We start from the raw sequence: 19431 nt of genomic DNA, 5'->3' as shown, positions 1-19431 counted from the left end.
TTCAGAGTTACTTACGTGTCTGAATGCGATCCGCTACTAGCGGCGCTTCGACTTCCGGTCTTCCTTGACGTGGCCCCGGAAGGTGCGGGTCGGCGAGAACTCGCCGAGCTTGTGGCCGACCATCGACTCGGTGACGAACACCGGGATGTGGGTCTTGCCGTTGTGCACCGCGATCGTGTGGCCGAGCATGGCCGGGACGATCATCGAGCGACGGGACCAGGTCTTGATGACGTTCTTGGTACCGGCTTCGTTCTGGACGTCCACCTTCTTGATCAGGTGGTCGTCGACGAAGGGTCCCTTCTTCAAGCTACGAGGCATCTCAACCCGTCCTTAGCGCTTCTTGTTCGTCTTGCGGCGGCGGACGATGTACTTGTTCGACGCCTTCTTGGGCGAACGAGTACGGCCTTCCTTCTTGCCCCACGGGGACACAGGGTGGCGACCACCGGAGGTCCGGCCCTCACCACCACCGTGCGGGTGGTCAACCGGGTTCATCACGACACCACGGACGGTCGGGCGGACGCCCAGCCACCGCTTACGGCCGGCCTTACCCCAGTTGATGTTGCTCTGCTCGGCGTTGCCGACCTCGCCGACGGTGGCGCGGCAGCGGACGTCGACCAGGCGGATCTCACCGGACGGCATGCGCAGGTGGGCCATGGAGCCCTCCTTCGCGAGCAGCTGCACGGAGGCACCGGCCGAGCGGGCGAACTTGGCGCCGCCGCCCGGACGCAGCTCGATGGCGTGCAGGGTCGTACCGACCGGGATGTTGCGCAGGGCGAGGTTGTTGCCCGGCTTGATGTCGGCCCCGGGACCGTTCTCGACGCGGTCGCCCTGGCTGAGGCCACGCGGCGCGAGGATGTAGCGCTTCTCGCCGTCCGCGTAGTGCAGGAGCGCGATGCGCGCGGTGCGGTTGGGGTCGTACTCGATGTGCGCGACCTTCGCCGGCACGCCGTCCTTGTCGTGACGACGGAAGTCGATCACGCGGTAGGCGCGCTTGTGTCCGCCACCCTGGTGGCGAACGGTCACACGACCGGCGTTGTTACGGCCGCCCTTGCTGTGCAGGGGGCGGACCAGCGACTTCTCCGGCGTGGACCGCGTGACCTCGACGAAGTCGGCAACGCTGGCGCCACGACGGCCCGGCGTAGTCGGCTTGTACTTGCGGATTCCCATTTCTCAGTCCTCGTCCGATATCGGACGATCCGACCCGCTTACGCGGTCGGACCGCCGAAGATGTCGATACGGTCGCCCTCGGCGAGGGTCACGATCGCGCGCTTGGTGCCCGCGCGCTGGCCGAAGCCGGTGCGGGTCCGCTTGCGCTTGCCCTGGCGGTTGATCGTGTTGACCCCGGTGACCTTGACGTCGAAGACCGCCTGGACGGCCTGCTTGATCTGGGTCTTGTTGGCGTTCGGGTCGACGATGAACGTGTACTTGTTCTCGTCGAGGAGCGCGTAGCTCTTCTCCGAGACGACCGGCTTCAGCAGGACGTCACGGGGGTCCGTGTACGACTTGCTCAGCGGGGTCTCGACGGTGTTCTTGCCCTCGGCGGCGTGACGGCGCGCCTTGGCGACGCGCGCGGCCTTGGCGGCCTTGGCGGCCTTCGAGGCGATAGCGGGGTGACGGATGGCCATCAGACCTCGCTCCCTTCGGTGTCGTTGGCCTTCGGGCCGGCGACGAAGGACTCGAAAGCGGCCTGGGTGAAGACCACGTCGTCCGAGACGAGAACGTCGTACGTGTTCAGCTGGCCCGGCTCCAGGATGTGGACCTGGGGCAGGTTGCGGGCGGACAGCCACGCGGCCTCGTCGGCGCGGTCGACGACCAGGAGCAGGTTCTTGCGCTCCGAGATCTTGCCGAACAGCGACTTGGCGGCCTTGGTGCTGGGGGTCTCGCCCTCGACCACGCCGGAGACGACGTGGATGCGGTTGTGACGCGCCCGGTCGGTGAGGGCACCGCGCAGGGCGGCGGCCTTCATCTTCTTCGGGGTGCGCTGCGAGTAGTCGCGCGGCACGGGACCGTGCACGACGCCACCACCGGCGAACTGCGGCGCGCGGGTCGAACCCTGGCGGGCGCGACCGGTGCCCTTCTGGCGGTACGGCTTCTTGCCACCACCACGGACTTCGCCACGGGTCTTGGTCTTGTGCGTGCCCTGACGGGCAGCGGCCAGCTGCGCGACGACGACCTGGTGGATCAGCGGAACGCTGACCTTGGCGTCGAAGATCTCCGCGGGGAGCTCGACGGAACCGGCCTTCTCGCCCGCCGGCGAAAGGATGTCAACAGTGCTCATCGGTTACCTCAGGCCCCCTTGGCCGCGGTGCGGACCAGGACGAGGCCGCCGTTCGGACCGGGAACCGCGCCCTTGATGAGCAGCAGACCCTTCTCCGCGTCAACGGCGTGGACGGTCAGGTTCTGGGTGGTGACCCGCTCGTTGCCCATGCGACCCGCCATGCGGAGGCCCTTGAACACGCGGCCCGGGGTGGCGCAGCCACCGATGGAACCGGGAGAGCGGTGCTTGCGCTGGGTGCCGTGTCCGGCGCCGAGGCCACGGAAGTTGTGGCGCTTCATGACACCGGCGAAGCCCTTGCCCTTGCTCTTGCCGGTCACGTCGACCTTCACACCGGCCTCGAACACCTCAGCGGTGATCTCCTGGCCGAGCGTGTACTCGGAGGCGTCCGCGGTGCGGATCTCGACGAGGTGACGACGGGGGGTGACGTCGGCCTTGGCGAAGTGGCCCTTGAGGGGCTTGTTCACCTTGCGCGGGTCGATCTCGCCGAAGGCGATCTGGACCGACTCGTAGCCGTCGACGTCGTTCGTACGAACCTGGGTGACGACGTTGGGGCCGGCCTTGACGACGGTGACCGGAACAACACGGTTGTTCTCGTCCCACACCTGCGTCATGCCGAGCTTCTCGCCCAGGATGCCCTTGATCTGCTTAGCCATTCTCAGCCCACCAGCCTCAGAGCTTGATCTCGATGTCGACACCGGCCGGCAGGTCGAGTCGCATCAGAGAGTCAACGGTCTTGGGGGTCGGGTCGAGAATGTCGATCAGGCGCTTGTGCGTGCGCATCTCGAAGTGCTCGCGCGAGTCCTTGTACTTGTGCGGCGACTTGATGACGCAGTACACGTTCTTCTCAGTGGGCAGCGGCACCGGGCCCGCGACCGACGCACCAGTGCGGGTCACCGTCTCGACGATCTTCTTCGCCGAGGAGTCGATGACCTCGTGGTCGTAGGCCTTGAGCCGGATGCGGATCTTCTGTCCCGCCATGGCTACTCAGTAGTCCTGTCTCTCTTACGCTCTGGAACCCGGCGGATTCCTTACTGCTGCCGTCGTTTCTCCGACCCACGCGGTCGGGCGTGTCGCGCTCCCGCTGACATGGATGTCCCTTGTTCGAACATCCCTGCGGGAATGCGCACGGCCCTTCCGGAACCGCGGACCGGGGACCTCGGGCCCACCGGGCGCCTGGCCGGTGCCGCGCCCACACTTCCCGGAAGATTCCCGTACGTCCGCCCCAGTGCTGCCCGTGGGCAGTTAGGACGACGAGTACTGTGGGACTCGCTTCCGGTCCTCCCGGCGGGAGGCGCGCAGCATCAACACTCGACCGAGCAACTCGGACAGTCTGCCATATGGGGCGGGGTGGATGCCAATCGGACCGGAGAGAATACCCCCGGGGTGACGTAGGTCAAACCGCCGGACCGGGCGGGGCGGGGTGTGAAGGTCTTGTGGACACCTTCGGGATGCGCGCCACTGCCGTGAGGTGCGGCTGGCAACGGAGATCATTCCTGTGTCAGCGTTTGTCGTATGACTGACTTGGGGGACGGCGAGCAGGCGCCGGTTCGACGCTCACGTCTTGCCGAATACGCGGACATGGCCGGTCCCGCACAGCACCAGGGTTCCCCACCGGCCTCCGCCACGCGGACGACTGCCGGGGCATCGGCCCACCCGGCACACGCCAGGCAGGACGAGGCCGCACCGCCGCCCGTCCCGCCCGAGACTGCCCAGGCAGAGGCCGACGCCCGGCGGAGCCGGTTCACCGAGGAGCTCGCGACGTTCCGGGACACGGCCGTACTGGTGCCCGTCCAGGACCAGGGCTGGCTGACCGTTGATTTCGGCGGGGTCCGCTGGATCCTGGCGTTCTCCGACGAGCCGGCGCTCGCACGCTACGCGCTGGCCCGGGGCGAGGGCGACGAGGAGTGGACGTACGAGACGGTGCTCGGGGCCCGGCTTCTCGACACAGCCGTCCCGCAGGCGGGGGTGCCCTGCGGTGTCGCGCTGGACGCGGCCGACGGCGGGGAACGTGCGGGGCTGTTCCCGCCGGTCTCAGGGATCGTTCCGGACGCGTACGCGGTCAACAAGGGATACGTGGGTGACGGGGCCATGACCGGCCCGACGGAGGAGGAGCGATGAACGGGGGCGCGGGAGCGCAGGCAGGCGGAGCGGACCTCGCGACCGGCGGCCTTGACGAGATCGCGCAGGGGCTCACCCTGGCCCTGGGCGAGCTGAAGGATCTCGGCATGGTCGGCATGGCGGGAGCCGGGCGGGGCTTCAGCCAACTGGAACTGTCCGGCCTCGAACTGGGCGACGAGACCCTCACGGGCACCTTCCACTCGTTCTGCGAGCGCTGGGAGTGGGGCGTGCGCTCACTGATCAACGAAGGCAACGCCCTGGCCGTGAAGACGGGCATGTCGGCCGGGACGTACTACGAGACCGACCAGTACGTCGGAGGCACGATGAAGATCGGGCTGAACTCGCTGATCGGCAATCCGCACGCGTCGGAGGACGAGGTCACCAAGGAGGGCTGGGGAGAGATCGCCACCCAGGACCTGCACCCCGACTACAGCAAGCAGTCCTTCGAGCGGGCCTACGACAACAGTCTCCAGGGCTGGAAGGACGCCGGCCGGGACGTGATGACGTCCCACATCACCGGCATGCCGGGAATCAACCCTGCGGACATGCACGGCGCCTTCGGCGTGTCGGACTCGCAGTACAACAAGTTCCTCGACGACACCTTCGGCCCCTCGCCCGAGGAGCGGGCCCGCATGCAGCAGGGCGGGAGTGAAGGCTGATGGGCGTCCTGGGGGACATCGGTCACGGCCTGGAAGACGGCGCCAACTGGGCCCTCGGCAAAGGCGAGAAGCTTGCCGACGACACCAAGAAGGTGGTCGGCGCCGGCATCGACTACGGCGCTCACAAGATCGGCGAAGGCCTCGACGCGGCCGGCTATCACGGCGCGGCCCGGAAAGTGGAGGACTGGGGCGACGAGATCGCCTCCGACCTCGGCGCCACCCCTGGTGAGCAGCAACTGGGCGAGAGTGACGACCCCAAGGACCTGGTCCACGGCGACCACGGCAGGATCGTGGCGACCGCCAAGCACCTGAAGGACTTCTTCACCGCCTTCGAGAAGGTCGGCGCCGGTCTGAAGAGGGTGGACTCCACGGGCTGGAAGGGCGAGGGTGGCGATGCCTTCCGCAAGAAGTTCGGCGTGCACCCCGCGAAGTGGCTGCAGGCGGCCGACGCCTGCGGGGACGCCTCGGACGCGCTGACGGCCTACGCGGAGACCGTGAAGTGGGCGCAGACTCAGGCCAAGGAGGCCATCGCGCTGTACAAGCGTGGCAAGGAGTCCTCCGAGTCGTCCATCAGCGCGTACAACAAGCGCATCGACGCCTACAACGCGAAGATCAAGGCGAACGAGGACCCGGGCCCCGAGCCCGAGCCGTTCCACGACCCCGGCAAGGCCGACATCGAGGCGGCCCGGCAGAAGCTCGGCGAAGCACGCAAACAGCGCAACACCGCCGCCGCCACCGCCACCGGCAGGATCAAGGCGGCCTTGGCCCATGCCCCCGCCGAGCCGCCGCCGCTGGACCGCCTCGGCGACGACTTCATGGACGGCGCGCAAGCCGCCAACACGGAGCTGCTGCACGTCGCCGGCGGCGTGGTCAAGGGCGCTGCCGGCCTGGTCAACTTCGTACGCGGCCTCGACCCGATGGACCCGTACAACCTGACCCACCCGGCCGAGTACCTGCAGGGCGTCTCCATGACGCTCTCCGGCCTGGTGTCGACGGCGGCGCATCCCGAACGGGCGCTCAAGGCAGCCGTGGACGGCTTCGAGAAGGACCCTTCCGAGTTCGTGGGCCGGCTGCTCCCGCAGTTGGTCGGCACGGACGGCGCCGGCCTCGCGGCCGGTGGGCTGCGCACGGCCGTGGAGGACGGCGCGGAGGTCACGGCCGCGAACATGGCCAAGGGGGGCCTGGAACACGCGGGCGAGGATGCCGCCGCAGGCAGCAAGTGGAGTCATTTGGCGCAGTCCACGGACCACGTATCGGAAAAGGCGATTCACTACGACTCAGTGGACCCGAAGGTCGCCCAGGAATTCCTTGACGATCAGTACCCGTGGTTGAAGGACATCAATAACCGCTGGGAGGACGGGTACACCCAGAACTGTGCGCACACCACGGTCACAGTGAACCACCGATTGGACGGCATCGAGGCCAGCGCGGCGCGTAGGGAGGGCCCTGGCCACCTCCCGCTCGAGCCCCTCGGAGTCAAGGATCCGGCGACCGCTTGGCACAAGGTGGACAGTTACGATGACATCATCCGCGACCTCCACGCGCGAGGCGAGGGTGCCAGGAGTGCTGTCTTCATCGGTCGAGGAGATTCCGGGCATTTCTTCAATGCAGTGAACACGCCACACGGAGTGGTTTTCCTTGACGGTCAAAGCGGAACGCTGGGCCTACTGGAGAAAGACGCGAAGGAAATCATGCACGTACCGTACGGCAAGGGGACTCCATAAATGATCAGCCGAAACGACGCGGTGGATTCCGCCGCTGCACTTCTCAAGACGGTGTATCCCGAGAAGGTGGACTCCATCGTCCTGTTTCCGGAGAAAAGCGTCGACCACCCCTACGGCTGGCTGATTCACTTCGACTTCAAAGAGCACATCGAGACCCAGGACTGGCTGCAGTCCCCCATCACCAGTGTCGTTGTCGTTCCGCACGATGGGGGAAAGGCCCACTTTCCGCCGAGCATCATTCCCGTGGACGACTACATGAGCCGACGGGCTTCCGGCGACTGGCCGCCTAGGGAGTTCCCGCGATGAGCGCTGCACAGCGAGCGGCCACGTGGCTGAACGGCACCTACGGAGGGCTCGTCGAACTCTCCGCTCCCCAGCCCGTGCATGAGACTGCCACCGCCTGGATGTTCGCCTGCCATGCCCTGGCGCAGCCCGGTTACCCCAGCACCCCGATGCTCGCGTCCTCTGTCATCGTCCCAAAGGACGGCGGCTCCCTGTTCCACCCTGCGCCGAGTTCCCCGTTCGCGGATCTGGAGCCCGCGCTACCACAGGAAGCGGCACAACGCGTCGAGGGCCAGCCGCGCAGGATCAACGCACGCGGCTGTGTGATCGCCCTCCACTCCGCGATCAGTGGCGCGCCGTCCGTTCCCCTGCCCTGGCGCCCCTCCGATGAGGCCCCAGGCTGGTGGGCCCGGCTCGGGCGCCGCTACTTCCCAGCATTCGAGCGCGTCGACGTGAGTGACTGGGATGACGTGATCAAGGCGGTAGGTGAGCCGGGACCCGACACCCGTGGGGTGATCTGGGTGCGTCGCGAGATCGGCGGCCAGGAGGCCACCGGGAACCTGCTGTACGCGCACAACAACAAGGGCCAGGTCGTCCTCCTGGATGGCCTGACTTCATCGCTGGCTCGGCTGGACACGGCCCCACTGCTGCGCGAACTGGTCTTCCTCCGGGCGTTGCCCGGGGCGTCCGCGAGTCGGCGTGCTCCCTGGCAGCAATCGGCACCCGACTTCGCCTCGGCGGTCGCCAAGGCCCGGCTCTGGCTCGACGACGCCTACCGGGGACAGGTGGACCTGGACAGGCCGACCGCGCAGGACGAGACGCAGCGCGGCTGGGTGTTCTCGTGCAACAGCAGGCGCTTCCTGGGTGCCGGACAGTGGCAGGACGCCATGCTCGACGCCACGGTCGTCGTACCGAAGGACGACACCGCGCCCTTCGGCCTTCCGAACTCGGCCCCCTGGGCCTGGCTGGCCCGCTGGGACGCCGGCGAGGATCCGGGCACGGCGAACCTGCCCACACCGCCCGCTCCAGGGCATGCGGCATGGTACGAGCCGACGCTCGCCCAGCTCGGCCAGGTGTTGTCCGTGTCGGAGCATCCGGACTGGCAGACGACGCTGGACGCGCTCTCGGCGCTGCCGGTCGGTGCCCGCGCCCTGGTCTGGGTCCGCCGCACGGACGGCCGCGGCCGCGAGGCCGTGGGCTGGCTGGTGAATGCGGTGCGCCTGGAGGACGGCGTCATGGTCATCGACGGTTCGTCGGACGAGCCGGTGTCCTTCGATCCGACAGGGGTCCATCGTCTGCATGTGATCCGCTACCGCTGATCCCACTGATCCCTCGGCCGAGTTCACGGCAGAGCCGATTGGGACAGTCGCGGAGAGCGGGATTGGATCTTGGGGTGAGCGGGGCAGCTGCCTAGCGTTCCTGTCATGACGGTTCCCGCCCCGACCGATAAGACGGACCGCGACCGGCAGTACATGCCGGACGGGACCGCGGCACCTGCCCCACCACACCCCCATCTGATCGGCCTCCTCGCGACCGCCTGTGGCCTGATCGCCGCCTGCCTCTACTACTGCCAGCCCCTGCTCCCCCGGATCGCCGCCTCGTACGGCGCCTCCCCGTCCGCGACCGGACCGCTGGTCACCACCACCCAGGCCGGTTACACCCTGGGCCTGCTGCTGATCGTGCCGCTCGGCGACATCGTGGCGCGCCGCCGCCTGGTCGGGATCCTGCTCGGTACGGCCGGTGCCGGAATGCTCCTCTCGGGGGCGGCCCCCGCGCTGTGGGTGCTGCTGACCGGCGGCCTGGCAGTGGGCGCCGGGGCGGTCGTCGTGCAGATCCTCATCCCGTACGCCGCCTCCGTCGTGCCCGCCGACCAGCGCGGCCGGGCGATGGGCACCCTGCTCACCGGCGTTCTGCTCGGCATCCTGTTCTCCCGCACGGCGGCCGGGCTGGTCGGCGGCGCGTTCGGCTGGCGGACGGTGTTCCTGGTCGCGGCCGGGACACTGGCGGCAGTGGCCCTGCTTCTCGTACGGCTGCTGCCACCGTCCCCACCTGACGTGTCCATCGGCTACGGCGCCCAACTCGCCGCCACCCTCCGGCTCGCCGCCGCCGAGCCGGTGCTGCGCCGCCGCTCGCTGATCGGAGCGTGCTGCTTCGCGGCGTTCAGCGTCTTCTGGGTGACCTCGGCGTTCCTGCTGGCGGGCCCGCACTACGGCTGGGGCTCGTCCTCGATCGGACTGTTCGCGCTGGTCGGCGCGGCGGGCGCGATCGCCGCCAAGGCGACCGGCCGACTGATCGACACCGGCCGCCAGGCTGTGGCCACTGGTGTGCTGCTCGTCCTGGGCGTGATCGCGTTCGCGGCGACTTGGCCGGGCGGCCGCAGCCTGGCCTGGCTGGTGGCGGGGGCCCTGGTGATGGACGCCGTGGTCCATGCCGTCCACCTGCTCAACATGAGCGTCGTCTACGACCTCCCGCACCACCCCCGGGCCCGGATCGCGTCCGTCTACATGACCTCGTACTACCTCGGCGGCGCGGCGGGCTCCGCCCTCGGCGTCACCGCGTACCGGTACGGCGGGTGGGCGGCGGTCCCGGCGACGGGAGCCGCGCTGCTGGGCCTGGGCCTGGTGGTATGGGTCCTCAGCCTTCGGCGGCGTACGTGACGAAGGCGGTCCAGGTGGTGGGGGTGACGGCGAGCCGGGGGCCTTCGGCGTTCTTGGAGTCGCGGATGTGGATGGTGGTGGGGGTGGGGGCGACTTCGAGGCAGGAGCCGGGTTCGTTGCTGTCGCTGTAGCTGCTCTTGAACCAGTGGAGTTGCGCGGCGCTCATAGTCTCCCCAGTGCTCGCTCGATGAAGGCCTGCGACTCCCTCGGCGTGAGAGCCTGCGCCCGGATCATGCCATAGCGCAGTTCAAGGATCCGGAGGTCTTTGGGATGTGAGACCGGACGGCCGTTGAACGCATCCTCAGAGCGTCCGATCGCTGTGCCGTCGGCAAACTTCAGCACCTGGATCGGGCCCGCCGCTCCCGCGTGCTCCTCACGATCGGTAGGCATGACCTGGAGCGTGACGTTCCGCAACTGCGTCACCTCCAAGAGGTGTTCGAGCTGTCGGCGTAGCACCATCTTTCCACCGTAGGGACGCTCCAGAGTCACCTGTTCCTGGACAAAACTGAGCGTGGGAGCAGGCTCGCGTTCGAAGACGGCCTTTCGAGCCATGCGAGCGGCGGTCTCCCGCTCCACGACGTCTGCGGCGAGCGCTGGTTGCCTCATCTCGAAGATCGTGCGCGTGTACTCCTCGGTCTGCAACAAGCCATGGATGTTGTGGCTTCCGTACAGCAACATCTCCACCGCCCGCCCCTCCAACTCCGCCAGCTCCCGCACCTTCTTCGGATACCGAGCCTTCCGCATGTCCTCCATGAACGCCCGGAGGTGCCCCTGCGCCTTCAGGATCCGGTCCGCCTTGTCCAGGGTCTCCGGCTGAGGAATCCGCGCCCCGCGCTCGATCTTGCGGACCATGTCCTCGCCATAACCCAGGGCCTCGGCCAGTTCGGACACGCTCATCCCGGCCGCCTCCCGACACACCCTCAGCAGGCGCCCCACCGCCTGCACCACCGGCTCGATCTCGTCCCCCGGCTCGATGTCCCAGCCCGCCTCGTCCACACCGTCGCCCATGACACCTCCTCCGACGCGCACCACTACTCGTACAACGCGCGAGACAGCCGAGACAGCCGAGACAAAGCCGGGACAGTCACCGTACGTGCAGGCGTTGTCACTCATTGACGGAAGCACACTCGGCCACGCTGAGTGACATGAATCAAGAAACCGCAGAAACCGCCGAGCCCAGAACCGAACTCACCAGCCCCATCCCGAACTTCACGGTCCTCCTGTCCCCCACGCGTCGCGGTGCCCGCCTCGCGCGCCTTCTGGCCACCGAGCAACTCCGCAGCTGGGGACTTCCGTTGGACGCGGCGCAGCACATCGTGGCCGAGCTTGCGGCCAACGCCGCGACCCACGGCAGGGTGCCGGGACGGAACTTCCGGCTCACGCTCTACGTCGTCGGAGACACGCTCCGCATCGAGGTGACCGACACACGCGGTGACCGCCTGCCCAGGCTCCAATCCCCGTCCGCGGAGGGTGACTCGGGCCGGGGGCTGGTTCTCGTGGACGCGCTGGCCGACCGCTGGGGCGTCTCGATGGGCCGGGCTCCGCGCAAGACCGTATGGGCCGAGGTCACCCTCCCCACACCGGAACCCGAGGCCTCGTGCCCTGGTGCCACGGGCGGCCTTTCCCAGAGAAGAAGAACGAGGTGAAAAGGACCCCACCAAGCCCCACCCCACCCACCCACGGCGCAAACTCACCCGCGTGGGTGAACATCGCCAACTCGGGTGGATTTGCAGCCCGTTGCCTGCCTTACGCTCGGCGCCACACAACCCAGACATGCGACGGCCCTCGCCGGGGCTGGCATCCCAGTGCGAGGGCCTGACCACCGAGGAAGGTCACTCTTCCTGATGGATTCCCGGCACCCTAGCGCGCCGTCACCGGCCCGGTCCGGCATTGCGGCCACCAAGCACTCGAACCGGCGTCCCCCGTCCACGCCGCACGCCGGCGGGCTCATCCACGAGCACACCCGCCACACCACCCGCCTCACAGTGATCGGCAACCATCTGGCTCAGCACCCGGAGCTGTCCGGGCTCGCCATCGGGCTCGGTGTGCACATCCAGTCGCTGTCGCCCGGCGCCCGCGTCGACATCAAGACCCTCGCCGCCCGCTTCCCCGAGGGGGCCACCCGTATCGCCGCCGCCCTGCGCGAGCTGGAGACCCACGGCTAACTGCACCGCGAACGCCCCGCATCCCCGCCCCGAGCCCGGAGATCTCTGCCGGGACTGCCGTGCCACGGCCGAAAGCCCCACAGACTCCCGGCCCGGCTCCGGCCCCAGCCATTCCCCCACCCACTGACCAGGAAGACAGCACAGCATGTCCGCGCTCCCGTACCACAGTCGTCCCGGACGACTACCCTGGCCAGTGCACTCCCGGGAGGACTCCATGAGCCCGCAGGCCGACCACGGACACGAGCTGGTTCCCCGCCCCGAACAGACTCCGGACGCTTTGCGGGCCGCCCTCGCCGTCGTCGACCCCGGGCGCCTGCCAGAGATGCAGCGGACGAAGGACGAGGCATTCGCCAAGGCCGTGGAGTGGCAGTCACTCAGCCCGGTGCGGAGCTGGGTCCTGGCCTGGGCCAGGGACATCGAGATCGCCCGCCGCCCGGACCTCGCCGCCCGCCATGCCCGAGCCAGAAACGACCTGGAACATGAAGACCCGGCCGTCGCCGGTGCGGCCCTGCGGGAGCTGAGCGCTGTCCTGGACGAGGCGATGAAGGCAGTACGCGATTGAGCTGGACCTGGGAGTACGCCTTCGCAGCGGAGGCAGCCGCCCGTCACCTCCCACCCGCCTTCCTCACCGAGGTGGAACACAAGGCCGCAGAGCTGGTCAGAGCCGCTGAGGCGCTGTACGTGCACGGCCGAGCCCACGCCGGTCACGACTCGAAGGGCGGAGACGTCGTCGTTCCCGGCGGGATGTTCACGTATCAGATCGTCGTACGCAGCGAGCGCGTCTACGTCCTACAAATCACCTACCTGGGCCGGTGAGCCGACATCGGGCCGCTCTCGTTGAAGAGGCCGTTCGCGCAGCCAAGCCGAAAACAAAGGAACCCCTGCTCATGAAGCAGGGGTTCCGCTCGCCGCGACACGCTAGGGCAGCGGCCCGGCCGGGGGCCACGGGGCGGGCCCGGAAGGCGGTGGGCCCCACTGCGGCGCCGGGGCCCACGCGGCGGCGAGTCGTCGGCGGTGGCGGCTGCGCCGAACGCCGGTGACGACGGCGATGGTCACGGTCGCGGCGGCCGCGGCGAGGAAGCAGCCGATCGCCGCGGCGATGCTGCCGATCGTGGCCCCCACCTTGGGCTTGTCTCCGAGCGCGAACTCTGCCGGCAACTCCGACGTACAGGTCAGCGTGTAGTCGCCGGTGCTGTCGGGCTTCACCTCGAAGACGCGGTCCCAGGTGCGGGAACCGGCGGTGATGCGGAAAGTGCTGCGCGGCCGGGTCATCGACCCGGACCGCATATCCGGGATCCGGCAGTCGACATGGCCCGGCCCGGACTGGGAGACGTAGATCGCCTTGGTCTTCCCCCGGACGAAGCCGAACGTCCGCGAGTCGCCGCTGGAGAAGCTGTGGGCGGTGTCGATCAAGCCCACGGTGTCCTTCACGGTCACCACGATGAAGGCGACGCCGGCACCAGCCAGGACGAGCCCCAGCAGTCCGGCCACCACGTACCAGATGCGCCGGGGCCGCAGGTCCTTCGCCGGGATGTTCGGCGGCGGAGGCGGCGGGCCGCCGTAAGGAGGGCCCCACGGATACGGGTTCTGTATCGCCACAGTGGCGCATGGTACGGCAATCGCCGCGGCCGGCCCCGTCCGGCCCATGTTCGTTCCGAGACCTCTAACCCCTTGTAAACGGTATGGAAAATGTGTGAATACTGTATGACTGCCCCTGCGGACGGCCTGTACCCGACCAGTCGGCGGCTCTGACCCATGCCACAAAGCAGGAGAACTGCGTGAAGATCTCGTTCCTCATCCACAATGTGTATGGCCTGGGTGGGACAAACCGGACGACGATCAATCTCGCCTCGGCCCTGGCAGAGCGCCATGAGGTGGAGATCGTGTCGGTGTTCCAGAGCATCGACACCCCGCTGTTCGCCGTGGACCCGCGGATCAAGCTGACCAGCCTCATCGACACGCGCGAGGTCCCAGAGAAGGACCGGTCCGTACCGGCCCGGGTCTTCCCCGCCGCCGAGGCCCGCTACCACCAGTACAGCACCGTGACGGACGAGCGGGCCGCCGCGCACTTCCGCCGGAACAGCCCCGATGTGCTGATCGGGACGCGCCCCGGCCTGAACGTGTATGTCGCGCGCTTCGGCGGCGAGCAGACGCTGCGCATCGGCCAGGAGCACATCACGCTCGCATCGCACTCGGAGGCCCTGCGTGGGGACCTGAAGAAGGCCTATGCACGCCTGAACGGATTCGTCACGGTCTCCGAGGCCGATGCGGCCAACTACCGCAGTGACATGGCCGTTCCGGGGCTGCCGATCGTCTCCATACCCAACAGCGTCCCCGCGCCGTCGGTGTCCCCGGCCGACCCTGCCGCCAAGACGGTCGTCGCCGCGGGGCGGCTCGCTGTCATCAAGCGGTACGACCTGCTCGTGCAGGCCTTCGCGAAGGTCGCCGCCAAGCACCCCGACTGGCGCCTGCGGATCTACGGCGACGGCGGCCAGCGCGGGAAGCTGCGCTCCCTGATCAATGACCTCGGTCTGTACGACCGGGTCCATCTGATGGGACTCGCCTCGCCGATCGAGGCCGAGTGGGTCAAGGGTTCGATCGCCGCGGTGACCTCGGACAGCGAGTCCTTCGGCATGACCATCGTGGAAGCGATGCGCTGCGGAGTCCCGGTCGTGAGCACCGACTGCCCGCTCGGCCCGCGTGAGATCATCCGCGACGGCGAGGACGGCCTGCTGGTCAGGCCGGGAGACGTCGACTCCATCGCCGAGGGCCTGCTGCGGCTGATCGACGACGACAGCGCTCGGGCCGCGATGGGTGCCGCGGCCCGCCGCAACGCCGAGCGCTTCGACCCCGCCGCGATCGCCGTGCGCTACGAGGAGCTGTTCCGTGAGCTCGGTGCCGGCCGCTCCACCGCCGCGCCCGTCCGCACCTCGCTGTGGGGCCGTCTGCGCAGCCGCGCCGACCGGGTGGCAGGGCAGCAGGCGCCCGTGTCGCCGGCGCCGGCTCCGATGAGCGGGTCCGTCCAGACCGACGCGGACGGCTCGCTGCGCGTGGTGACGGCGCCCACCGCGCCGGTCGACGAGGGTGAGCTGCTGCTCATCAGGCGCGGCGGCGAGGACCGTACGACCCTGCGCGTGCCGCTCGTCCGCGACGCCGGCGGCCGGCTCTCGGCTCCCGTCGAGCGCACGCTGCCCCTGGGCAACGCGGTGTGGGACCTGTGGATCGCTCCGGCGAAGGGGCCGCGCAAGCGGCTGCGCAGCGAGCTGCTCGACCTGCGGGGCCTGATGGACTTCCGGCCCGAGCCGCAGCTCTCCCCGGTGCGGGCACTGCTGCCGTACGCGACCGTGGACGGGTTCGTCGCGCTGAGCACCCGTGAGGCCGACGTGCACGCCGAGGTGCAGGGCATCGCCATCGACGGCGGCGAGATCGGCGTGACGGTGCGTCTGTTCGGGACCGACGCCGACGCCGAGGGTGTTGAGTTGCGGCACCGCGGCCGCGCCGACGCCCCGGTCCTGGAGCCGTCCTGGCAACACGACGGGGACGGGCTGCTGCACGTCCGCGTCAGCTGCGCGGACGTCGCCCGGCACCACCACGACGAGCAGGACCTGTGGGACCTGTCGGTCCGCGTCGCAGGCCGGGCCGAACCGGTCCGCGTCGGCGGCTGGTTCGGTGACGTCAAGGACCGCAAGAAGGTGTACGTGTACCCCGTCACGGTGTTCGAGGAGACCCCGCGCGGACGCGCCCGCGTACGGCCGTACTACACGGTCGACAACGACCTGTCCGTCAACGCCGTCGACCTGCCGTAGCGGCCCCGGGCCCCCGCAGGGACGAATACGAAGCCCTGGCGCCAGGCTGCGGTGTCAGAGGGACCCGTGGAACCGAGCCGCACCGGAGAGGCCGTGCGTGCTGCACCCCGAGACCGTCACCGCGTGCCCGGCCCCGCATGAACTGCCGGGGAGTCGGCGGCCCCGCCGGGAACGCGAAGAGGCCCGTACGACCGAAGTCGTACGGGCCTCTCCCAGGTCGGAGACCTCAGGTCAGGTGACCCTCAAGCAAGCGGAACCTACTTGACGATCTTGGTGACCTGGCCGGCGCCCACGGTGCGGCCACCCTCGCGGATGGCGAACTTCAGGCCCTCCTCCATGGCGACGGGCTGGATGAGGTCCACCTTCATCTCGGTGTTGTCACCCGGCATGACCATCTCGGTGCCCTCGGGGAGGGTCACCACGCCGGTCACGTCCGTCGTACGGAAGTAGAACTGCGGGCGGTAGTTGTTGAAGAACGGCGTGTGGCGGCCACCCTCGTCCTTGGACAGGATGTAGGCCTGGGCCTCGAACTCGGTGTGCGGGGTGACCGAGCCCGGCTTGATGATGACCTGGCCGCGCTCGACGTCCTCGCGCTTGATGCCGCGGAGCAGCAGACCGACGTTCTCACCGGCCTGGCCCTCGTCGAGCAGCTTGCGGAACATCTCGATGCCGGTGACCGTGGTGGAGGTCTTCTCCGGCTTGATGCCGATGATGTCGACGGTCTCGTTGACCTTCAGGACACCACGCTCGATACGGCCGGTGACGACCGTACCGCGACCGGTGATCGTGAAGACGTCCTCGATCGGCATGAGGAACGGCTTGTCGACGTCGCGCTCCGGCTGCGGGATCGACTCGTCGACGGCGGCCATCAGGTTGAGGACGGAGTCCACCCACTCCTTCTCGCCCTCAAGGGCCTTGAGAGCGGAGACCTTGACGACCGGAACGTCGTCGCCGGGGAACTCGTACTCGGAGAGGAGCTCACGGACCTCGAGCTCGACGAGCTCCAGGATCTCCTCGTCGTCCACCATGTCGGCCTTGTTCAGGGCGACGACGATGTACGGAACGCCGACCTGGCGGGCCAGGAGCACGTGCTCCTTGGTCTGCGGCATCGGGCCGTCGGTGGCGGCGACCACGAGGATGGCGCCGTCCATCTGCGCCGCACCCGTGATCATGTTCTTGATGTAGTCCGCGTGACCCGGGCAGTCGACGTGGGCGTAGTGACGCGCCTCGGTCTGGTACTCGACGTGCGCGATGGAGATGGTGATACCGCGCTGGCGCTCCTCGGGCGCCTTGTCGATGTTGTCGAACGGGGTGGCCTCGTTCAGGTCCGGGTACGCGTCGTGCAGCACCTTGGTAATGGCGGCCGTGAGGGTCGTCTTACCGTGGTCGATGTGACCGATGGTGCCGATGTTGACGTGCGGCTTAGTCCGCTCGAACTTCGCCTTCGCCACTGGGGTCCTCCTGTGGAGTGGTTCTGTACGCCTTACTTCATCGGCGCCAGGTGATCTTTGCTGTAAAGGCCCGGAACCGGGGGCAAACATCCGGGTTTACGGCTGTTTGCCCCTTGAGGCTCCGGAGTCAAGCCTACGGCGTGTGAACGCGGTGCGTTACTCGCCCTTGGCCTTCGCGATGATCTCCTCGGCGACGTTCCGCGGAACCTCGGCGTAGGAGTCGAACTGCATGGAGTAGCTGGCGCGGCCGGACGTCTTGCTGCGCAGGTCGCCGACGTAACCGAACATCTCCGAAAGGGGCACGAGGCCCTTCACGACGCGGGCACCGGCCCGCTCCTCCATGGCCTGGATCTGGCCACGGCGGGAGTTGATGTCGCCGATGACCTCACCCATGTAGTCCTCGGGCGTGGTGACCTCGACGGCCATCATCGGCTCGAGCAGCACGGGCGAAGCCTTGCGCGCGGCCTCCTTGAAGGCCTGCGAGCCGGCGATCTTGAAGGCGAGCTCGGAGGAGTCGACCTCGTGGTAGGCACCGTCGTGCAGGATCACGCGGACACCGGTCATCTCGTAACCGGCGAGGATGCCGAACTGCATGGCCTCCTGCGCACCGGCGTCGACCGAAGGGATGTACTCCTTCGGGATGCGACCACCGGTCACCTTGTTCACGAACTCGTACGAGGTGTCGCCACCCTCGAGCGGCTCGATGCCGATCTGCACCTTCGCGAACTGACCGGTACCACCGGTCTGCTTCTTGTGGGTGTAGTCGACGCGCTCGACGGCCTTGCGGATCGTCTCGCGGTAGGCCACCTGCGGCTTGCCGACGTTGGCCTCGACCTTGAACTCACGGCGCATACGGTCGACCAGCACCTCGAGGTGCAGCTCGCCCATACCACCGATGATGGTCTGGCCGGTCTCCTCGTCCGAGTGGACCTGGAAGGACGGGTCCTCCTCGGCCAGGCGCTGGATCGCGACGCCCAGCTTCTCCTGGTCACCCTTCGACTTGGGCTCGATGGCGACCTGGATGACCGGCGCCGGGAAGTCCATGGACTCCAGGATGACCGGGTTCTTGTCGTCGGACAGCGTCTCACCGGTGGTGGTCTGCTTCAGGCCCATGACGGCGACGATGTCGCCGGCGCCCACCGACTCGATCTCCTCACGCTTGTTGGCGTGCATGCGGTAGATCTTGCCGATGCGCTCCTTCTTGCCCTTGACGGAGTTCAGCACCTGAGTGCCGGACTCCAGGCGGCCCGAGTAGACCCGGACGAAGGTGAGCTTGCCGAGGTGCGGGTCGCTCATGATCTTGAACGCCAGCGCGGAGAGGGGCTCCTCGTCGGACGGCTTGCGCTTGACGACCTCCTCCGGGTTGTTGACCGCGTGGCCCTCGATGGCCTCGATGTCAACCGGGGAAGGCAGGTAGCGCACGACCGCGTCGAGCAGGGGCTGGACGCCCTTGTTCTTGAACGCGGTGCCGCAGAACACCGGGGTCACGGTGGTGCCGGTGCCCTTGCCGGAGGCGATGGTGATCCGACGGATGGCCGCGTACAGCTGCTCCTCGGTGGGCTCCTGGCCCTCCAGGTACAGCTCCATCAGCTGCTCGTCGTTCTCGGCGACGGCCTCGAGGAGCTTGCCGCGCCATTCCTCGGCCGCCTCGGTGTGCGTGGCCGGGATGTCGACGACGTCGTACATCTCGCCCTTGGTCGCCTCGGCGGACCACACGAGCGCCTTCATGCGGACCAGGTCCACGACGCCCTTGAAGTCGGCCTCGGCACCGATCGGCAGCTGCATCACGATCGGCTGAGCGCCGAGGCGGTCAGAGATCATGTCGACGCAGCGGTGGAACTCGGCACCGGTCCGGTCCAGCTTGTTGACGAAGCAGATACGCGGAACGCCGTAGCGGTCCGCCTGACGCCACACGGTCTCGGACTGCGGCTCAACGCCGGCGACGCCGTCGAACACCGTCACGGCACCGTCGAGCACGCGCAGGGAGCGCTCCACCTCGACGGTGAAGTCGACGTGGCCCGGGGTGTCGATGATGTTGATGGTGTGGTCGACGTTCTCCAGCGGCCAGTGGCAGGTGGTGGCAGCAGAGGTGATCGTGATGCCACGCTCCTGCTCCTGCTCCATCCAGTCCATGGTGGCAGCGCCGTCGTGGACCTCACCGATCTTGTACGAAACGCCGGTGTAGAACAGGATCCGCTCGGTGGTGGTCGTCTTGCCCGCGTCGATGTGGGCCATGATCCCGATATTGCGGACCCTGGCCAGGTCAAGTGAAGTGGTAGCCATAAGGCTTC

The 19431-nt window shown here is 68.2% G+C and carries 22 protein-coding genes; 11 read left to right on the top strand and 11 right to left on the bottom strand.

What is annotated here, in order from left to right; genetic code table 11:
• Positions 1 to 36: 36 nt before the first annotated feature.
• Genes rpsS through rpsJ form a run of 6 tightly spaced genes read right to left on the bottom strand, consistent with a single transcriptional unit; the run spans position 37 to position 3256 of the window.
• On the bottom strand, positions 37 to 318 hold the full coding sequence (rpsS, locus tag ACFYOH_RS00975; RefSeq protein WP_009190133.1) for a 30S ribosomal protein S19: 282 nt from the start codon (positions 316 to 318) through the stop codon (positions 37 to 39).
• A gap of 12 nt (positions 319 to 330) precedes the next feature.
• Positions 331 to 1167 carry a 50S ribosomal protein L2 gene (rplB, locus tag ACFYOH_RS00970; protein ID WP_070026315.1) on the bottom strand — a complete coding sequence of 279 codons (837 nt, stop codon included), beginning with the start codon at positions 1165 to 1167 and terminating at the stop codon, positions 331 to 333.
• Positions 1168 to 1205: 38 nt separating this feature from the next.
• On the bottom strand, positions 1206 to 1625 hold the full coding sequence (gene rplW, locus ACFYOH_RS00965; RefSeq protein WP_103812796.1) for a 50S ribosomal protein L23: 420 nt from the start codon (positions 1623 to 1625) through the stop codon (positions 1206 to 1208).
• A complete protein-coding gene (gene rplD / locus ACFYOH_RS00960; RefSeq protein ID WP_103812795.1) occupies positions 1625 to 2278 on the bottom strand; it encodes a 50S ribosomal protein L4 in 654 nt (217 codons plus the stop codon). The genes rplW and rplD overlap by 1 nt, the downstream gene beginning before the upstream one ends.
• Before the next feature lie 8 nt (positions 2279 to 2286).
• On the bottom strand, positions 2287 to 2931 hold the full coding sequence (rplC, locus tag ACFYOH_RS00955) for a 50S ribosomal protein L3 (protein ID WP_014674369.1): 645 nt from the start codon (positions 2929 to 2931) through the stop codon (positions 2287 to 2289).
• 16 nt (positions 2932 to 2947) lie between these two features.
• A complete protein-coding gene (gene rpsJ / locus ACFYOH_RS00950; RefSeq protein ID WP_003948644.1) occupies positions 2948 to 3256 on the bottom strand; it encodes a 30S ribosomal protein S10 in 309 nt (102 codons plus the stop codon).
• A 534-nt stretch (positions 3257 to 3790) separates the two neighbouring features.
• Here rpsJ and ACFYOH_RS00945 point away from each other — a divergent pair.
• The 6 genes from ACFYOH_RS00945 to ACFYOH_RS00920 all read left to right on the top strand — a co-directional run bounded on the left by ACFYOH_RS00945 (position 3791) and on the right by ACFYOH_RS00920 (position 9718).
• The gene (locus ACFYOH_RS00945) at positions 3791 to 4396 is read left to right on the top strand and encodes a hypothetical protein (RefSeq protein ID WP_388619619.1); all 606 of its coding nucleotides are present in this window, start codon (positions 3791 to 3793) and stop codon (positions 4394 to 4396) included.
• Positions 4393 to 5055: a hypothetical protein gene (locus ACFYOH_RS00940; protein ID WP_388619617.1), complete on the top strand. Its 663-nt coding sequence runs from the start codon at positions 4393 to 4395 to the stop codon at positions 5053 to 5055. The genes ACFYOH_RS00945 and ACFYOH_RS00940 overlap by 4 nt, the downstream gene beginning before the upstream one ends.
• Positions 5055 to 6779, top strand: a complete 1725-nt coding sequence (locus ACFYOH_RS00935; protein WP_388619614.1) for a putative T7SS-secreted protein — start codon at positions 5055 to 5057, stop codon at positions 6777 to 6779. Before ACFYOH_RS00940 ends, ACFYOH_RS00935 begins: the two co-directional genes overlap by 1 nt.
• A complete protein-coding gene (locus tag ACFYOH_RS00930; protein ID WP_388619611.1) occupies positions 6780 to 7085 on the top strand; it encodes a YrhB domain-containing protein in 306 nt (101 codons plus the stop codon).
• Positions 7082 to 8380, top strand: coding sequence for a YrhB domain-containing protein (locus tag ACFYOH_RS00925; RefSeq protein WP_388619608.1), 1299 nt, complete (start codon positions 7082 to 7084; stop codon positions 8378 to 8380). The genes ACFYOH_RS00930 and ACFYOH_RS00925 overlap by 4 nt, the downstream gene beginning before the upstream one ends.
• A gap of 105 nt (positions 8381 to 8485) precedes the next feature.
• Positions 8486 to 9718, top strand: a complete 1233-nt coding sequence (locus ACFYOH_RS00920; protein ID WP_388619606.1) for an MFS transporter — start codon at positions 8486 to 8488, stop codon at positions 9716 to 9718.
• Here the strand turns inward: ACFYOH_RS00920 and ACFYOH_RS00915 are convergent.
• Positions 9696 to 9884 carry a DUF397 domain-containing protein gene (locus ACFYOH_RS00915; protein ID WP_388619603.1) on the bottom strand — a complete coding sequence of 63 codons (189 nt, stop codon included), beginning with the start codon at positions 9882 to 9884 and terminating at the stop codon, positions 9696 to 9698. The genes ACFYOH_RS00920 and ACFYOH_RS00915 overlap by 23 nt on opposite strands.
• Positions 9881 to 10726, bottom strand: coding sequence for a Scr1 family TA system antitoxin-like transcriptional regulator (locus ACFYOH_RS00910; protein WP_388621018.1), 846 nt, complete (start codon positions 10724 to 10726; stop codon positions 9881 to 9883). Before ACFYOH_RS00910 ends, ACFYOH_RS00915 begins: the two co-directional genes overlap by 4 nt.
• Positions 10727 to 10863: 137 nt before the next feature.
• Between ACFYOH_RS00910 and ACFYOH_RS00905 the strand changes: the two genes are divergently transcribed.
• The 4 genes from ACFYOH_RS00905 to ACFYOH_RS00890 all read left to right on the top strand — a co-directional run bounded on the left by ACFYOH_RS00905 (position 10864) and on the right by ACFYOH_RS00890 (position 12699).
• Positions 10864 to 11364, top strand: a complete 501-nt coding sequence (locus ACFYOH_RS00905; protein ID WP_388619601.1) for an ATP-binding protein — start codon at positions 10864 to 10866, stop codon at positions 11362 to 11364.
• A 198-nt stretch (positions 11365 to 11562) separates the two neighbouring features.
• On the top strand, positions 11563 to 11883 hold the full coding sequence (locus tag ACFYOH_RS00900) for a hypothetical protein (protein ID WP_388619599.1): 321 nt from the start codon (positions 11563 to 11565) through the stop codon (positions 11881 to 11883).
• Between the two features lie 214 nt (positions 11884 to 12097).
• Positions 12098 to 12445, top strand: coding sequence for a hypothetical protein (locus ACFYOH_RS00895; protein WP_388619596.1), 348 nt, complete (start codon positions 12098 to 12100; stop codon positions 12443 to 12445).
• Positions 12442 to 12699, top strand: coding sequence for a hypothetical protein (locus ACFYOH_RS00890; protein WP_388619593.1), 258 nt, complete (start codon positions 12442 to 12444; stop codon positions 12697 to 12699). The genes ACFYOH_RS00895 and ACFYOH_RS00890 overlap by 4 nt, the downstream gene beginning before the upstream one ends.
• Positions 12700 to 12801: 102 nt before the next feature.
• Here the strand turns inward: ACFYOH_RS00890 and ACFYOH_RS00885 are convergent, their stop codons facing one another.
• Entirely contained in the window at positions 12802 to 13482 is a 681-nt protein-coding gene (locus tag ACFYOH_RS00885; protein ID WP_388619591.1) for a serine/arginine repetitive matrix protein 2, read from the bottom strand.
• 179 nt (positions 13483 to 13661) lie between these two features.
• Here ACFYOH_RS00885 and ACFYOH_RS00880 point away from each other — a divergent pair, with 179 nt between their 5' ends.
• Positions 13662 to 15689, top strand: a complete 2028-nt coding sequence (locus ACFYOH_RS00880; RefSeq protein WP_388619588.1) for a glycosyltransferase family 4 protein — start codon at positions 13662 to 13664, stop codon at positions 15687 to 15689.
• 257 nt (positions 15690 to 15946) lie between these two features.
• Here ACFYOH_RS00880 and tuf read toward each other — a convergent pair whose 3' ends face one another.
• Both tuf and fusA read right to left on the bottom strand, forming a co-directional pair.
• A complete protein-coding gene (gene tuf, locus ACFYOH_RS00875; RefSeq protein WP_351618223.1) occupies positions 15947 to 17140 on the bottom strand; it encodes an elongation factor Tu in 1194 nt (397 codons plus the stop codon).
• A 156-nt stretch (positions 17141 to 17296) separates the two neighbouring features.
• Complete coding sequence (gene fusA / locus ACFYOH_RS00870) at positions 17297 to 19423, bottom strand: elongation factor G (protein ID WP_388619585.1); 2127 nt, start codon at positions 19421 to 19423, stop codon at positions 17297 to 17299.
• Between the last annotated feature and the right edge of the window lie 8 nt (positions 19424 to 19431).

The organism is Streptomyces sp. NPDC007856, from assembly GCF_042868225.1.
GTDB lineage: Bacteria > Actinomycetota > Actinomycetes > Streptomycetales > Streptomycetaceae > Streptomyces.
Note: the sequence above shows the minus strand (reverse complement) of the source record. Positions and strands in the feature narration are given on the sequence as shown.

Bases quoted from the DNA above. Each gene is read 5' to 3' on its own strand.
- fusA (WP_388619585.1), bottom strand. From the start codon at position 19,423: ATGGCTACCACTTCACTTGACCTGGCCAGGGTCCGCAATATCGGGATC.
- ACFYOH_RS00895 (WP_388619596.1), top strand. From the start codon at position 12,098: ATGAGCCCGCAGGCCGACCACGGACACGAGCTGGTTCCCCGCCCCGAA.
- ACFYOH_RS00940 (WP_388619617.1), top strand. From the start codon at position 4,393: ATGAACGGGGGCGCGGGAGCGCAGGCAGGCGGAGCGGACCTCGCGACC.
- ACFYOH_RS00925 (WP_388619608.1), top strand. From the start codon at position 7,082: ATGAGCGCTGCACAGCGAGCGGCCACGTGGCTGAACGGCACCTACGGA.
- rpsS (WP_009190133.1), bottom strand. From the start codon at position 318: ATGCCTCGTAGCTTGAAGAAGGGACCCTTCGTCGACGACCACCTGATC.
- rplD (WP_103812795.1), bottom strand. From the start codon at position 2,278: ATGAGCACTGTTGACATCCTTTCGCCGGCGGGCGAGAAGGCCGGTTCC.
- ACFYOH_RS00900 (WP_388619599.1), top strand. From the start codon at position 11,563: ATGGATTCCCGGCACCCTAGCGCGCCGTCACCGGCCCGGTCCGGCATT.
- ACFYOH_RS00920 (WP_388619606.1), top strand. From the start codon at position 8,486: ATGACGGTTCCCGCCCCGACCGATAAGACGGACCGCGACCGGCAGTAC.
- ACFYOH_RS00910 (WP_388621018.1), bottom strand. From the start codon at position 10,726: ATGGGCGACGGTGTGGACGAGGCGGGCTGGGACATCGAGCCGGGGGAC.
- rplB (WP_070026315.1), bottom strand. From the start codon at position 1,167: ATGGGAATCCGCAAGTACAAGCCGACTACGCCGGGCCGTCGTGGCGCC.
- ACFYOH_RS00930 (WP_388619611.1), top strand. From the start codon at position 6,780: ATGATCAGCCGAAACGACGCGGTGGATTCCGCCGCTGCACTTCTCAAG.
- ACFYOH_RS00915 (WP_388619603.1), bottom strand. From the start codon at position 9,884: ATGAGCGCCGCGCAACTCCACTGGTTCAAGAGCAGCTACAGCGACAGC.
- ACFYOH_RS00935 (WP_388619614.1), top strand. From the start codon at position 5,055: ATGGGCGTCCTGGGGGACATCGGTCACGGCCTGGAAGACGGCGCCAAC.
- ACFYOH_RS00945 (WP_388619619.1), top strand. From the start codon at position 3,791: ATGACTGACTTGGGGGACGGCGAGCAGGCGCCGGTTCGACGCTCACGT.
- ACFYOH_RS00905 (WP_388619601.1), top strand. From the start codon at position 10,864: ATGAATCAAGAAACCGCAGAAACCGCCGAGCCCAGAACCGAACTCACC.
- rplC (WP_014674369.1), bottom strand. From the start codon at position 2,931: ATGGCTAAGCAGATCAAGGGCATCCTGGGCGAGAAGCTCGGCATGACG.
- rpsJ (WP_003948644.1), bottom strand. From the start codon at position 3,256: ATGGCGGGACAGAAGATCCGCATCCGGCTCAAGGCCTACGACCACGAG.
- rplW (WP_103812796.1), bottom strand. From the start codon at position 1,625: ATGGCCATCCGTCACCCCGCTATCGCCTCGAAGGCCGCCAAGGCCGCC.